Raw genomic sequence first — 12,931 nt, 5'->3', positions numbered from 1 at the left:
TCGTCGTCCTCCTCCTCCGCTTCCTCGAACTCGTCTTCCTCGAGGACGATCACCGTCCCTTCCATGTCGTGGTGATTGATCCCACAGTACTCGTTGCAGATGACGCCGTACTCGCCGGGTTCGTCGAACTCGACGGTCATCGTGGACACTTCACCCGGAATGACCATCGTGTTCGCGTTCGTCCCGACGATGCTGAAACTGTGGATGACGTCCTCGCTCGTGACGTAGAAGGTGACCGTGCTGTCTTCTGGCACCTCGATCGGGTCCAGTCCTAACTGCTCGGAGCCGGGCGTGTAGCCGAACTGCCAGGCCCGCACGTACACTTCGTACTCGCCGTCACCGACCTCGTAGACGCCCGGTTCGGCGAACTCCTCGAACTCGTTGGGAAGTTCGTCTGGATCGTCGAGTTCGTCCGGGTCGACATTCTCCTCGTCGCCGACCATCGTGATGCCGAGCCCGACCGCACCGAACGTGACCGTTACGACGAACAGGACGATAAGTACAAGCGACGCGCCGAGCCACCACTTCTCGTAGGTGTGGATCCTCACGCCAGACCCACCACCGTTAGCTCGTTACCCAGAAACTCGACGAAGTACATGAACAACCACATCGCGATCAGCACCAGGAAATACAGTGCGATCAGCGCGAGCGTCCCGATCGGATCGAACTCCTCGTGATCGAGCCGTCGTTTGGCTCCCGGTTGATCCGGAGTGGACGTTTGACGTGGCCGATCCGAGGGAGACGTTTGATCCGGTTGACTCATGGCAGGCTCTCGACTACGCCGAGATTCTTATAGCCTAGCTAGGACCACAGTATCGATAGACGGTGACGTTGAAAAACACATTCATGTATTGTATAACAATATAATTCTATCCTTACCGTTGGACCGACCAGGTTCGACGCAGGAAAGCGGACGGCGACTATTCGGTTCGGATTTCGATAGCGCCGGCCATTTCGTTCCCGTGGGTCTCACAGAGGAACAACTCCATCTCGTCGGTCGCTTCCACGGTGAGCGTCGTCGTTTCATCTTCGTCTTCGGCGAACTCGGACGAGACGATCGCCTCGTCGTCGTCCCAGATCGCGAGGTTGTGCTCGTCGCCATCGCCGTTCGTCCAGACGAACTCGTACTCCCGCCCCTCGTAGAGAGCGAGGTCGGGGTTTTCCTGACCCTCGATGGCCGCCGGTCGCTTCCCCAGCCAGCCGTCGCTCTCGGCCTCGAGTTCGATCGTGTCGACGTCTTCCCAGCCCTCATCCCAGCCTGTTTCAGGCACGTCGGGATCGTCTGCGATGTCAGCTAAATCTTCGTCGTGTTCCTCGGAAACGTCGTTGCCGTCTCCCGTCCCCTCGGTACAGCCCGCGACGAGTGCGATCCCCGTTGCGCCGCCGACGAATCGCAGCATCGATCGCCGAGAGAATCGATCAGATCGAACCATCGCTCGGGTTTGGGAGTGGGGAGTCATAAGCAAGGGGCCAACACTTGCAACTCGTGTGGCCCGGCAAGCGTTCGCGACGCTTGGGCCCCTCTCGTGACGACGCCTGCGGCGAACCAAACGCGTTTTAAACGCCCCTCTCGTAGCCCTCGGCAAGTGAGATAACCATGCAGATGCCACGCCGGTTCAACACGTACTGTCCGCACTGTAACGAACACCACGAACACGAAGTCGAGAAGGTCCGTACCGGTCGCCAGACCGGAATGAAGTGGATCGACCGCCAGCGCAAACGCAACACGGGCATCGGGAACAGCGGCAAGTTCTCGAAGGTTCCGAGTGGCGACAAGCCGACGAAAAAGACGGACCTCAAGTACCGCTGCAGCGAGTGTGGGAAGGCCCACCTCCGTGAGGGATGGCGCGCCGGCCGACTCGAGTTCCAGGAGTGATCACGATGGCAGGAAACTTCTACACCGTCCGCTGTGGCGACTGTGAGAACGAACAGGTCGTCTTCGGCAAGGCCTCCACCGAGGTCGCCTGTGCCGTCTGTGGCACGACGCTCGCTGTTCCGACCGGTGGCAAAGCCGAGATCGACCACGAGATCGTCGAAACAGTCGAGTCACGATGAAGTACAGCGGCTGGCCCGATCCCGGCGAGCTCGTCGTCGGCAAGATCGACGAGATTGAGGACTTCGGCGTCTTCGTCGACTTAGAGGAGTACGAGGACAAGCGAGGACTGATCCACATCTCCGAAGTCGCAAGCGGCTGGATCAAAAACGTCCGCGATCACGTAAGCGAGGGCCAGATCGTCGTCTGTAAGGTCTTAGACGTCGACGAATCCTCACAGCAGATCGACCTCTCGTTGAAAGACGTCAACGACCACCAGCGATCCGAGAAGATTCAGCAGTGGAAAAACGAGCAGAAAGCGGACAACTGGATGGAGCTCGCCTTCGGCGAAGACGTCACCGGCGAGCAGTACGGCGCAATCGCGAACGAGCTGCTCGCTGAACACGGCAGTCTCTACGACGGCTTCAAACAGGCTGCGATCCACGGCGAGGACGCGCTCGAGAGAACAGATCTCGACGACGAGGAGATCGAGGCGATCGTCGACACCGCCCGAGAGAACGTCTCGGTACCGTACGTCAACGTCACCGGTTACGTCGATCTGGAAAACCCCGCAGAAAGCGGGGTCGACGGCGTCCGCGAGGCCCTGCAGGCAGCAGAGGGCAACGGGAACGTGCCCGATGAGGTCGACCTCGAGGTGAGCTACGTCGGCGCGCCGGAGTACCGCATCGAGGTGCAGGCACCGAACTACAAGACCGCCGAGTCCGAACTCGAGGCGAGCGCCGACCGTGCAGTCGCCGCCATCGAGGACCAGGGCGGCGACGGCGAGTACCACCGCGAGCGTCGGACCGACGACGAGTAAGCCGTGAAATCCGACATCCAGGTCTGTTCGGCGTGGCGTGAGGTCCACGACAGACCGGTGTACACCCTTTCTGCCAGCTGTCCCGACTGTGGAGCTGACGCCGAAAACAGCGCCCCCGCGCCGTTCGACCCGGCCGATCCACACGGCAAGTACCGACGCGCTCTTAAGCGTCGCAATCACGAATAGGGTATGGACGAACTGGAAATCGACGACGTCGCGGCGGTCGAGCTCACAGACCCCGTACTCGTCGAGGGGCTGCCGGGCGTCGGCCACGTCGGAACGCTGGCTGCAGAGCACGTCTTAGAGGAGTTCGAAGACGAGAGCACGCTCGTTCGACGGATCTACTCCCGGGAGTTCCCGCCACAGGTCTCGATCGAGGACGGCGTCGCGAGCCTGACCTGTGCCGAAATCCACGCTGTCTCACCCGAGACTGGCCGGGACCTGCTGGTTCTCACCGGCGACCACCAGGCGCAGTCGAACGACGGTCACTACCTGCTCACCGACGCCTTCCTCGACGTCGCCGACGAGTTCGGCGTCCAGGACCTCTACGCGCTCGGTGGCGTCCCGACCGGCGAGCTCATCGAGGAGTACGCCGTTCTCGGAGCTGTCAGCCACGAGTCGCTGCGCGAGGATCTCGAGGACGCCGGCGTCGAGTTCCGCGAGGACGAACCCGCAGGCGGCATCGTCGGCGTCAGCGGCCTCCTGCTCGGCTTGAGCGAGCGCCGCGGCTTCGAGGCGGCCTGTCTGATGGGCGAGACCAGCGGCTACCTCGTCGATCCCAAGAGTGCCCGGGCAGTGCTCGAAGTGCTCGAGGACGTCCTCGAGCTCGAACTCGACTACGAACAGCTCGACGAGCGAGCGGACGAGATGGAAGAAGTCGTCGGAAAGATCCAGGAGATGGAACAACAACAGCAGTCGATGGATCTGCCGAGCGACGACGATCTGCGCTACATCGGGTGACGAATCGCTCGTCGACGGCGGAGCAGGTCGTGGGACGCGTTCGTACTACCCCTCGAGCACCTCGTAGGTCACGTCGGCGTCACGGAGCGTGTCGGTGATCCGGCCAACGGCGTCGGTCGTCGCGACGACGGCCACCTCGAGGCCGTGCTCGGCGGCGTCGGTGGCGACCTCACCGACGGCGAACGTGGTCGATGGCTCGCGGTCGACGTCTCGAAGTGTGACGACCGCCTCGATGCCGGCCGCAAGCACGAGGTCGGCGTCGGCACAGCCTTCCTCGATCGCGGCCGTGTCGACGGCCCGACTGCCGCCGGCACGAACGACCGGGACCTGCCAGACCGTGACCGAACCCGGCTCGAGATCGATGACGCCCTCGAAGCTCGTGACGCCGACATCGGTGCCGGCTTCGGCGTCGGTCGTCGCGACGCCGGTCGCCGACCCTTCAGTCCCCGGGCTGGCGTGTAACAGACCGTCCTCGACGGTCAGCGAGACCGATTCGCCTTCTGTTAAGTCGGCGGTGGCGATGGCGGTGTCTTCGCCCATCGCCCCGAGGACGTCGCCGGTGACGTGGTCGGCAAAACGGCGGACGTCGTCTGCGGCCTGTAAGAGCCAGTCGACGCCCTCTTTCGTGACGCGATAACGCGAGCGCCCTTCCTTCTCGACGAGGCCGTCGTCGACGAGCGCGCGAATGTACTCGCTGACCGCCTGGCTCGTCACCCCGACCTTGTCGGCGATCTCTCCCTGACTCACTGCGGGCTGGCGCTCGGCGATCTCGACGAGAATTCGAAATCGCGTCGCGGCTCGCTTGTTGTCGAGGACGTCAACCATATCCCGTACGTATTCGGAGGTGGACAAAAAGTGACGCGGTCCGGTTCGTTCTCGAGAGCGACTGAATCGGTACCGACCGAGACGCCGCTGACAGGCACCGATAATCCGAGTGTACACGGTGGTACTCTACGCGTGATAGCAGAGTATGGGCTCGTACTGCACCCGATGAACTAACGGTACGTCCTCACAGGCGCGGGAACCGCTGTAATCGTGGCTTTCGTTGGCCGCCTCTCCGGGGACACCGGCACGAACGGAGGGGATACACCCGTGACGGCAGCTCGGCTGACAGGTTCGACGGAGACGACAACGGTAGTTCGGTCGACGAACCGGACGAGGCGTCTGTCACGTCCGGGCCTGCGTTTCTGTTACTTCGACCATATTTGCTCCCGTACGAGGGGCTAACGAAGACGAATTCGAGGCGAGGCGCTGTATAAATTCAATAACAAAACCAGCCGTTCTCCGAAAACGCGTATGGAGGTAACGTACCTTTCGTCAGCGGCACTCCTGATCGACGACGGACAAGCGCAACTCCTCTGTGATCCCTGGCTGGTGGACGGGGCGTACTACGGATCGTGGGCGCACCATCCCGACTTCGACGCCCAGCCCGAGGAGTTCACCGACGTCGACTACATCTACCTCTCGCACATCCATCCGGATCACTTCGATCCGGCCACGCTGGAACGCATGGATGCGGACATTCCCGTGTTGATTCACGACTACCGCTGGGATTATCTGCGAGAAGCGGTCGAGGATCTCGGGTACGAAGCGATCGAACTCCCACACGACGAGCGAACGCACCTGGCGGGCGATCTGCACATCAACGTTCTCGCAGCCGACGGCTGCGATCCACAGCTGTGTGGTAACTACTTCGGCTGTACGTGGTACGACGACCAGGCCGACGAACCGGGATCGACGCAGGTCGATTCGATGGCCGTCATCGACGACGGTGAGCACACCATCGTGAACACGAACGATTGTCCGTACCAGCTCGCCGAATCCGGCTGCCGAAAGATCAAACGCGATTACGGCCACATCGATCTGGTCTGTCACCAGTACAGCGCGGCCCAGTTCTATCCACAGGCCGTGACCAACTACGATCACGAGCGGAAGGTTCGCGAACGTGAACGGGTGATTCGCGAGAAGCACGAACTCGCACTCGAGTTTCTGGACATCTTCGAGCCCGATTACTACATGCCGTTCGCCGGCGAGTACCTCCTGGCCGGAAGTCTCGCACACCTGAACGAGTACACGGCGAACCCGCCACGCCAGCGCGCACTCGAGTTCTTCGAATCGCGAGTCGACCCCGACGACCACGAGTGCGTCTTCCTCAACTCGGGTGAGTACATCGATCTCGAATCCGGCGAGCGATCCGCGCCGTTCGAGCCGACCGATCCCGCTGCAGTGAAGGCGTACGTCGAGGAAGAACTCGCCACGCGGACGTTCGAGTACGAGCACGATCCGATGCCGACGCTCGCAGAACTGCAGGCGTACGTGCCGTACGCGTACGAGAACTTAGAGGACAAACGCAAGCGCATCGGCTACAGCACCGACACGACGGTACTCGTCTCGTTGCTCGACGACGAGTACCTCGAGCTAACGATGAACGGCGACGGTTACCGAGTCGTGTCGAAACCTGCGGTCTGTGAGTACGACGGTTACGTGAAAATGGAGATCGATCCGCGCCTCTTGAACCGACTGTTAGACGGGCCACACAGCGCCTACTGGGCTGACGCGAAGATCGGCTCACACCTCGGAATCAGCAAAGAACCCGACATCTACGAACGAGGGCTGTTCAACTGTCTGGGATCGTTCCACGCGGACGGACACGATGTCGAGTCTCAGGCGGTCGGACAGTCGCTGGCTGAGCGTTCTTGACTCTGCCTGTAGACGACGTTTTGTCTCGCCCGCTCCGTAATCGGTCCGGTACAGCGTCATCGTGTCGAGCTCTGGTCCCTGGAGAGTATTTGAGACGGCTACTAGCGCGTGCGTACTGGGTCCCGGCGGGGTGTGGGCAGTACATAACAATCACACTACCTAGCTGTGATTTCATCTCCCGCAATGACCCGACAGAACCCTCTTACACTGCCGGCTGTACGTCGCGTGCGATTCTCGCCGCCACGGGGTGGCAAGGATCGTCACACAGTGGCAGCAGATAGTATTACTCTTGGACCGGAAGCTGCTCTAATACGGCGCAGTAGGTCGGCCGAAATCGGGTGAGCCAGCTCGTATGAACGTCATCATCACCATCCAGCACCCTGCCCACGTCCACTTCTACCGACACGCCATCGACGAACTCGAAGCCGACGGTCACGAGGTGCACGTCTTCGCGCGCGAAAAGGACCTCGCCGTTCCCCTGCTTCGCGCCTACGACATCGACCACGAGGTACTCGTCGGGTCTCACGATTCGATATTCGACCTCGCTCTGGTGCAGTTGACCTTCGAAGCCAAGCTGCTCCGCCGAGCGCGCGCGCTCGACCCCGACGTGATGACCGCTATCGGTGGCGTTGCCGTCTCGCACGTCGCGCCGCTGGTCGGTGCTCGCAGCGTCGTCTTCATCGACAACGAGGGGGCCGCGTCTCACCGAATTACGACGCCCGTTGCGGACGTCGTTTGCACGCCCCGACGGTTCAACGACGATTACGGCGACAAACACGTCCGCTACGACGGCTACCAGGAGCTTGCGTATCTCCATCCCGACCGATTTGACCCCGATCCGGATCGGCTGCGATCGTACGGAATCGATCCCGAGAACCGGCTGTTCTTGCTTCGGTTCGGGCGATTTGGCGCTCTCCACGATGTCGGGGAGAAGGGACTGTCGTCCGATGCCAGGCGTCGTCTCGTCTCGCTGCTCGACGAGTACGGCGACGTGTACGTGACGAGCGAAACCGAACTTCCGCCGGCACTGCAACCCTACGAGCTACCGGTGCCACCGACGCTCGTCCACGAACTGTTGGCTGCAGCCGACCTGTACGCGGGCGACTCGGGCACGATGGCGACCGAGGCGGCAGTACTCGGAACGCCGGCGGTCCGCTGTCAGTCGTTCACGGCCTTCAGTAACTTCCACGAACTAGAGGAGTACGACCTTCTTCGATCGACGGACGACGACGAGGAGGCGATCGAGCTGGTGCGTGAGCTCGCGGTCGACGAGACCGTTCCAACGCAGTGGCAAAACCGTCGACAGCGGCTGTTGAACGAAAAAATCGACGTGACAGGCTTCATAACGGCTCTCCTCAGGAAAGTGGGTGAGGAGTTGCCTGTAGAATCCGAAGTGCGTACACCAACGGTTCGATAATGCTACTACTTGTCCAGCGGTGAGCGATGGTCGGTACGGGGCCGTCGATCTCGTCGTGCTTGTTGTCGGTAGGACGACAGTCCTCGAAGGCGTCAAGTTGATAGCGCGAGCGGTCGTGGGTTCGAACTGATCAATGTCGATCCTCGCCGTCGTTCCGTCGGCCGTCGGGCTGACGTCTGCCGGATTGTCCGCTCTCCTCGGTCCGGAATCGATCGGCCCGACGGCGGCGTTCGTCGGGTCCGTCTCCGCGACCGATGCGCTGGCGTGGCTCGCGATCGGTGCGTTCGTGCTCGCGCTTGCCCTCGAGTGGCGGGACGTCCCGGACCTGCCTCGCTACGTCGGCGCGGCCGCCTGGCTCGCGTTCGGCGTTTTCTGGCTGACGATGGTGCCGTACTACTACTACGACGCCCGGAGCCCGCTCCAGACGATACTGGCACTCGCTGCCCTGCCGCTGTGTGCCTACACGGGCTATCTCCTCGTGGGCGGTCGGGACTCGCTGTTCTTGCTCACCAAGGCGGTCGCGCTCATGGGGATCATCTACCTCCCAGCCGAGACGATCCCGTTTGTCCGCCAGTGGCTCATCGAGACGGTGGCGGCCCAGACTCACTGGGGGATGGAGCTGTTCGGACACAGTCCGGGGCTCAACGAGGGTGCAAACGGCTACCGGAGCCGCTTCGACTTCGACCCCGACGAGACGGTGACCGGCCGGACGACCTACATCGTGATGGCGTGTACGGGCATCGGGAGCATCTCGATTTTCGGCGGGCTGGTCGCTGCCGTGCGGGCACCGTTGCGGCGTAAACTCACGGCGTTCGTCCTCGCGGTCGGAATCATCTGGATCCTCAACCTCGCACGCAACGTCTTCATCGGGCTCGCCTCCCCGTGGGGCTGGTTCCAGTACGAGCCGCTGATCTACGTCGTCACGACGTACATGGGCGAACCAGCGAGTCGCACCTCCTTCCTCGTGGCACACAACTTCATCGCCCAGTCGCTGTCGATCGTCGCGCTGGTCGCGATCACCTACCTCGTCGTTCGCATCGTGCCCGAAGTCTTCGAGATCCTAGAGGACGTCCTGTTCGTGCTCACTGGTTCGGAGTACGACCTCGAGGCCGCCCTCAGCGGGGAACCGACGCGGGCCGACGGCGGAACGGAACCCGATCGATGACGACGATCGACGTCGACGTCCCGTTTTCCGTCGCGAACAGGGCCGTCTACGTCCCCGACGCCGACGCGCTCGTCGTCGCCGACGCCCACCTCGGACGGGCAGCGGCGTCGGCCGTCGACGCGCCCATCGCGGACGGGTCGGACGTTCTCGCCCGCCTCGAGGACGCACTCGAGCGGTTCGATCCGGCGACGGTCGTCGTCGCGGGCGACCTGTTGCACTCGTTTTCGCGGGTTCCACGTGGCGTCTCCGAATCGGTCGCGGATCTCGAGGCGGCCGTCTCCCGGACCGGTGCGTCCCTCGTCGTCACGCCCGGTAACCACGATACGATGCTCGAGGACGTCTACGACGGGGAGACGACCGCCGACTATCGTCTCTCCGACGACGAGACGGTCGTCACCCACGGCCACGAACGTCCCGACCTCGAAGCGAGGCGGTACGTGATCGGTCACGTCCACCCGGCGCTGTCGATCGACGGTCGGAAACGGCCCTGTCTGCTGTACGGACCCGACACCTACGAGGGAGCCGACGTGGTCGTCGTGCCGGCTATCACCCGACTCGCCTCCGGGATGACGGTAAATACCGTCTCGGGTCGGGATATCCACTCGCCGCTCGTGACCGCGATCGATGATTTTCACCCCGTGGTTCGGGATCCCGACAGCGAAGAGTCGCTGTGGTTTCCACCGCTTGGCGCGTGTCGACACCTGCTCTGACTGGGAAGCCTGATTATCCTCCAGCCCAGTAACTCTCGTATGAGCGAAGATTACGACGTAGTGATCGCGGGTGCCGGCCCCGCCGGGGCACAGTGTGCTCGCGACCTCGCGTCACGGGGCTACGACGTCGTCGTCCTCGAGACCGAACCGGAAGAGCAGTTCCCGCGCACGAGCAACAAGTCCACCGCGGGGACGTTCCCCTCGATGATGACCGCGTTCGGGATCCCCGACGATGTCGTCATGAACTACACCGACAGCGTCGTTCTCGAGTCGCCGAACGACCACTTCGTACAGGAACAGGCCGGTGCCGTTCTCGAGTTCGCCGACTTCAAGTGGTTCCTCGTCGACGACGGCCGCGAACACGGTGCCGAGTACCGCTTCGACGCCCGCGTCACTGCCCCCATCATGGAAAACGGCGAGATCGTCGGCGTCGAGTACAACGGCAGCGAGGAGGTCTACGGGAAGATCGTCGTCGACGCGACCGGTCCGAGTGCGCCGCTTGCAAAGGCACTCGGCGTAAGCGATCTGAAACGCGAGAACCACGCCATCGGGATCGAGTACGAACTCGAGGGCGTCGACGTCTCCCATCCCGGCTTCGCCGACCTCACCGACGCGATGATGCTTCGACTGGATCACAACCTCGCACCCGGAGGCTACTCCTGGATCTTCCACACGGGCGAGGACACCGCGAAGGTCGGGCTCTGTTACATCCAAAACGACATCCACGAACGCAACGCCCGCGAGGGGTTCACGATCGACGACTACCTCGAGTTCTGGATGGAGACCGACCCCCGGCTCCACGGTGCAGAGCGAATCGAAGGCATCCAGCACCGGGGTTCGGCACACATCCAGCCGCCCGGCTCGTTGAGCACGGACAACTTCGTGGCCATCGGCGATACGGTTCCGACGATCGATCCGCTCTGGGGTGAGGGTATCCACAAGGGGATGAAGTCAGCCCGTGCCGCAGCGTCGACGGTCGACGCCTGTCTCGACAACGGCGTCGCCGACACCTCCGCCGAACAGATGGCGCTGTACGATAAACTGTGGCACCGCGACGTCGCCCCGCGGATGGATTCGCGACTGCTGATGACCCATCTCCTCTATCTCGCGCCGAACGAGCGCTACGATACGCTGATGGCCGACCTGCGACGCCTCGACGAGAACACCCTGGCGAAGGCAAACCGGGGGAACAAGGCCGCGATCGCACGGCTGTTGCACCTCGGGGACCTTCCGTTGCTCGCCGAACTCGCCCAGACCCGACACGCACCCGGCCTGGGCGACGTGTTGAAACGCGGCGTCGACGAGACAGCGAACGCGGTGCCGACTCCGTCGTGGTTCCGCTAAGCGACCCGGTCATACTGCTAGACAACAGTCAGTGAACGCCCGATCACACTCGAGACGCCGTCGCGGAACGTGGCGGGCATCGAGACGCGATCGGTGTCTGCCGTGTTGGCAGGCGGTATCACGAGCCCTCTTCGAGACAGTTCCGAACCCACTCGTAGTGTTCTCGCAGGCGTTTCTCGCCGTCGTCGGTCAGCACGTAGACGTCGTGGACGCCCTCGGTCCGTTTCTCGACGAGTCCCGCTTCGACCAGCGCCGACAGCGAGTCGTAGAACGATCGGGGCTCGAGGCGTGTCTCGTACCGCGACTCGAGTTGCGACTTCAGTTGCTGTCCGCGGAGTTCGCCGGCGCTGGCGAGTACGACACAGAGGTCGCGTCGTCGTCCGCTCTGGAGCCACTGCATGCGGTGGCGTTCGCAGGGGGAGCGCTCGAGCGTTACGGTTCGGTCGACGCGTGTTCGTCGGCCGACCCGATGAGGCGGTCGACGACCGCGACGGCAAGCGCCCACGTGAGTCCGCCGACGAACGCGAGGACGCCGATCGCCGGAACGCCGAACTCGACGGCCGCACCGGTTCCTCCTCGGATGAGGTCGTGACGGAACAGAAACCGGTACCACGGACCGTCGGGCTCGCCGACGACGATCGTTCCGGAGCCGGCGGCGATCGACGTGACGACTGCCGCGAAAAGCGTCGCGACCGTGAGGGTGAGCGTGCCAGCCGCGCCCACGAGCACCGTCGCGAGCACGTCATCGAACGGGACCTCGGCCGGGGATCGGCTCGAGGGCCGGCCGTAGACCCCCAGCCCGCTCCCGTCCGGGAGACCGGTGACGCGGACGTCCGCAGGGTAGCGAGCGAGGCTTGCGGCCACCCGGAAGTCGCCGACCGATCCCGCGGCGTTGGCTGCGAGCGGAACGATCAAAAGCGGCGACTCGAGGACCGCGAGCGCCCCGACGCCGGCGACCGTGATGACGACGAACGGGGCGAGTGCGGCGACGAGCAGCTGGTTTCTGGTGTAGACGGCCTCGCTGCTCGCGTAGGCGCGGGGGTGGAGAAAGGCGGGAGCGCCGAGACCGACGCCGTAGGTGGGGTCGCCGCCGTAGCGGACCAGACACAGGCCGTGGAGCAACTCGTGAGGGACGACGACGAACACGAGCAAGAAGACGAGAAGGCCGGTTCCAGCGAGAACCGCACGTGGCGACGACGCGGTGATCACGATCGGCTCGAGTCCGGCTCCCGTGATCCGTTCGAAGACGGCCCCGAATCCGAAGCAGAACGCGACGAACGCCGCGATCGAGACGACGAGCCACCGCCTCGTGGCTGCGGCCGTGGGGTCGATCGAGCCGACCAGCTCGAGGTCGTTCGCACTCGTTCGGATCGACGACGTCACGACATCGACTCGAGATACCAGGGAAAAAGCCGTATCGATGTGATCCGGAACCGATAGCTTGGCGTTCGTTCGTCACCCAGCTCGAGACATGAGCGATGTGGACGCAGCGACCACCGCCGAGACGGGAGACGTCACCGCACGCTACACCGAGACCGAGACGGAACGGCTCCTCGCGTTCGAACGCGACGGTCGAACCGCGGCAATCGCCCAGAACGTCGACGGCTACGCGATGTTGAAAGTTCGCCCGACGGCCGACGGCGACGAACTCGAGCGCTACTACGGGTTCGAGATGGCACTCGACCACGCGGCCGAGTTGCTCGAGGTTTCGCCGGCGTCGCTTCCGGTGCCGGACGCAGCCGAGGACATGGGGATGTGAGATCGTATCGATCAGCCGGGGTGG

At 63.2% G+C, this 12,931-nt stretch carries 16 protein-coding genes and 1 pseudogene; 11 read left to right on the top strand and 6 right to left on the bottom strand.

The genetic code is table 11. The features are described 5' to 3' along the window. Window positions 1-2: 2 nt before the first annotated feature. The 3 genes and pseudogenes from QQ977_RS14450 to QQ977_RS14440 form a co-directional block, all read right to left on the bottom strand. A pseudogene (locus QQ977_RS14450) lies at window positions 3-548 on the bottom strand (cytochrome c oxidase subunit II); the annotation flags it as partial. Beyond that, a complete protein-coding gene (locus QQ977_RS14445) occupies window positions 545-763 on the bottom strand; it encodes a hypothetical protein (RefSeq protein ID WP_285926473.1) in 219 nt (72 codons plus the stop codon). The gene QQ977_RS14445 and the pseudogene QQ977_RS14450, both read right to left, overlap by 4 nt. A gap of 157 nt (window positions 764-920) precedes the next feature. Beyond that, complete coding sequence (locus QQ977_RS14440; RefSeq protein ID WP_345783339.1) at window positions 921-1,400, bottom strand: cupredoxin domain-containing protein; 480 nt, start codon at window positions 1,398-1,400, stop codon at window positions 921-923. 197 nt (window positions 1,401-1,597) lie between these two features. Here QQ977_RS14440 and QQ977_RS14435 point away from each other — a divergent pair, with 197 nt between their 5' ends. From QQ977_RS14435 to QQ977_RS14415, 5 genes are read left to right on the top strand one after another with little or no spacing between them, the layout of a single operon-like run. Then, entirely contained in the window at window positions 1,598-1,876 is a 279-nt protein-coding gene (locus QQ977_RS14435) for a 50S ribosomal protein L44e (protein ID WP_285926471.1), read from the top strand. Window positions 1,877-1,881: 5 nt separating this feature from the next. Beyond that, window positions 1,882-2,055 (top strand): 30S ribosomal protein S27e, encoded by a 174-nt coding sequence (locus QQ977_RS14430; RefSeq protein WP_285926470.1) that lies wholly within the window; start codon window positions 1,882-1,884, stop codon window positions 2,053-2,055. Then, complete coding sequence (locus tag QQ977_RS14425; protein WP_285926469.1) at window positions 2,052-2,852, top strand: translation initiation factor IF-2 subunit alpha; 801 nt, start codon at window positions 2,052-2,054, stop codon at window positions 2,850-2,852. The genes QQ977_RS14430 and QQ977_RS14425 overlap by 4 nt, the downstream gene beginning before the upstream one ends. A gap of 3 nt (window positions 2,853-2,855) precedes the next feature. Beyond that, a complete protein-coding gene (locus QQ977_RS14420) occupies window positions 2,856-3,038 on the top strand; it encodes an RNA-protein complex protein Nop10 (RefSeq protein WP_285926468.1) in 183 nt (60 codons plus the stop codon). A 3-nt stretch (window positions 3,039-3,041) separates the two neighbouring features. Then, complete coding sequence (locus QQ977_RS14415) at window positions 3,042-3,812, top strand: proteasome assembly chaperone family protein (protein WP_285926467.1); 771 nt, start codon at window positions 3,042-3,044, stop codon at window positions 3,810-3,812. Window positions 3,813-3,857: 45 nt separating this feature from the next. Here QQ977_RS14415 and QQ977_RS14410 read toward each other — a convergent pair whose 3' ends face one another. After that, window positions 3,858-4,637, bottom strand: coding sequence for a winged helix-turn-helix transcriptional regulator (locus QQ977_RS14410; protein ID WP_285926466.1), 780 nt, complete (start codon window positions 4,635-4,637; stop codon window positions 3,858-3,860). Between the two features lie 471 nt (window positions 4,638-5,108). On the opposite strand from QQ977_RS14410, the gene QQ977_RS14405 reads away from it, so the two are divergent. The 5 genes from QQ977_RS14405 (at window position 5,109) to QQ977_RS14385 (ending at window position 11,148) form a co-directional block, all read left to right on the top strand. Next, entirely contained in the window at window positions 5,109-6,512 is a 1,404-nt protein-coding gene (locus QQ977_RS14405; RefSeq protein ID WP_285926465.1) for an MBL fold metallo-hydrolase, read from the top strand. A 352-nt stretch (window positions 6,513-6,864) separates the two neighbouring features. Next, the gene (locus QQ977_RS14400; protein WP_285926464.1) at window positions 6,865-7,929 is read left to right on the top strand and encodes a DUF354 domain-containing protein; all 1,065 of its coding nucleotides are present in this window, start codon (window positions 6,865-6,867) and stop codon (window positions 7,927-7,929) included. A 133-nt stretch (window positions 7,930-8,062) separates the two neighbouring features. After that, entirely contained in the window at window positions 8,063-9,094 is a 1,032-nt protein-coding gene (artA, locus tag QQ977_RS14395; protein ID WP_285926463.1) for an archaeosortase A, read from the top strand. After that, entirely contained in the window at window positions 9,091-9,804 is a 714-nt protein-coding gene (locus QQ977_RS14390; protein WP_285926462.1) for a metallophosphoesterase, read from the top strand. The genes artA and QQ977_RS14390 overlap by 4 nt, the downstream gene beginning before the upstream one ends. Window positions 9,805-9,843: 39 nt before the next feature. Then, window positions 9,844-11,148, top strand: coding sequence for a digeranylgeranylglycerophospholipid reductase (locus QQ977_RS14385; RefSeq protein ID WP_285926461.1), 1,305 nt, complete (start codon window positions 9,844-9,846; stop codon window positions 11,146-11,148). Window positions 11,149-11,266: 118 nt separating this feature from the next. Here the strand turns inward: QQ977_RS14385 and QQ977_RS14380 are convergent, their stop codons facing one another. Both QQ977_RS14380 and QQ977_RS14375 read right to left on the bottom strand, forming a co-directional pair. Further along, the gene (locus tag QQ977_RS14380; protein ID WP_285926460.1) at window positions 11,267-11,548 is read right to left on the bottom strand and encodes a helix-turn-helix transcriptional regulator; all 282 of its coding nucleotides are present in this window, start codon (window positions 11,546-11,548) and stop codon (window positions 11,267-11,269) included. Between the two features lie 32 nt (window positions 11,549-11,580). Next, on the bottom strand, window positions 11,581-12,531 hold the full coding sequence (locus QQ977_RS14375) for a DUF3267 domain-containing protein (protein WP_285926459.1): 951 nt from the start codon (window positions 12,529-12,531) through the stop codon (window positions 11,581-11,583). Window positions 12,532-12,619: 88 nt separating this feature from the next. Here QQ977_RS14375 and QQ977_RS14370 point away from each other — a divergent pair, with 88 nt between their 5' ends. Next, window positions 12,620-12,907, top strand: coding sequence for a DUF7111 family protein (locus tag QQ977_RS14370; RefSeq protein WP_285926458.1), 288 nt, complete (start codon window positions 12,620-12,622; stop codon window positions 12,905-12,907). The last annotated feature ends 24 nt before the right edge of the window (window positions 12,908-12,931 follow it).

Source organism: Natrialbaceae archaeon AArc-T1-2 (assembly GCF_030273315.1).
GTDB lineage: Archaea > Halobacteriota > Halobacteria > Halobacteriales > Natrialbaceae > Tc-Br11-E2g1.
The sequence above is the reverse complement of the archived record's forward strand: the minus strand, read 5'-3'. Positions and strand labels throughout refer to the sequence as shown.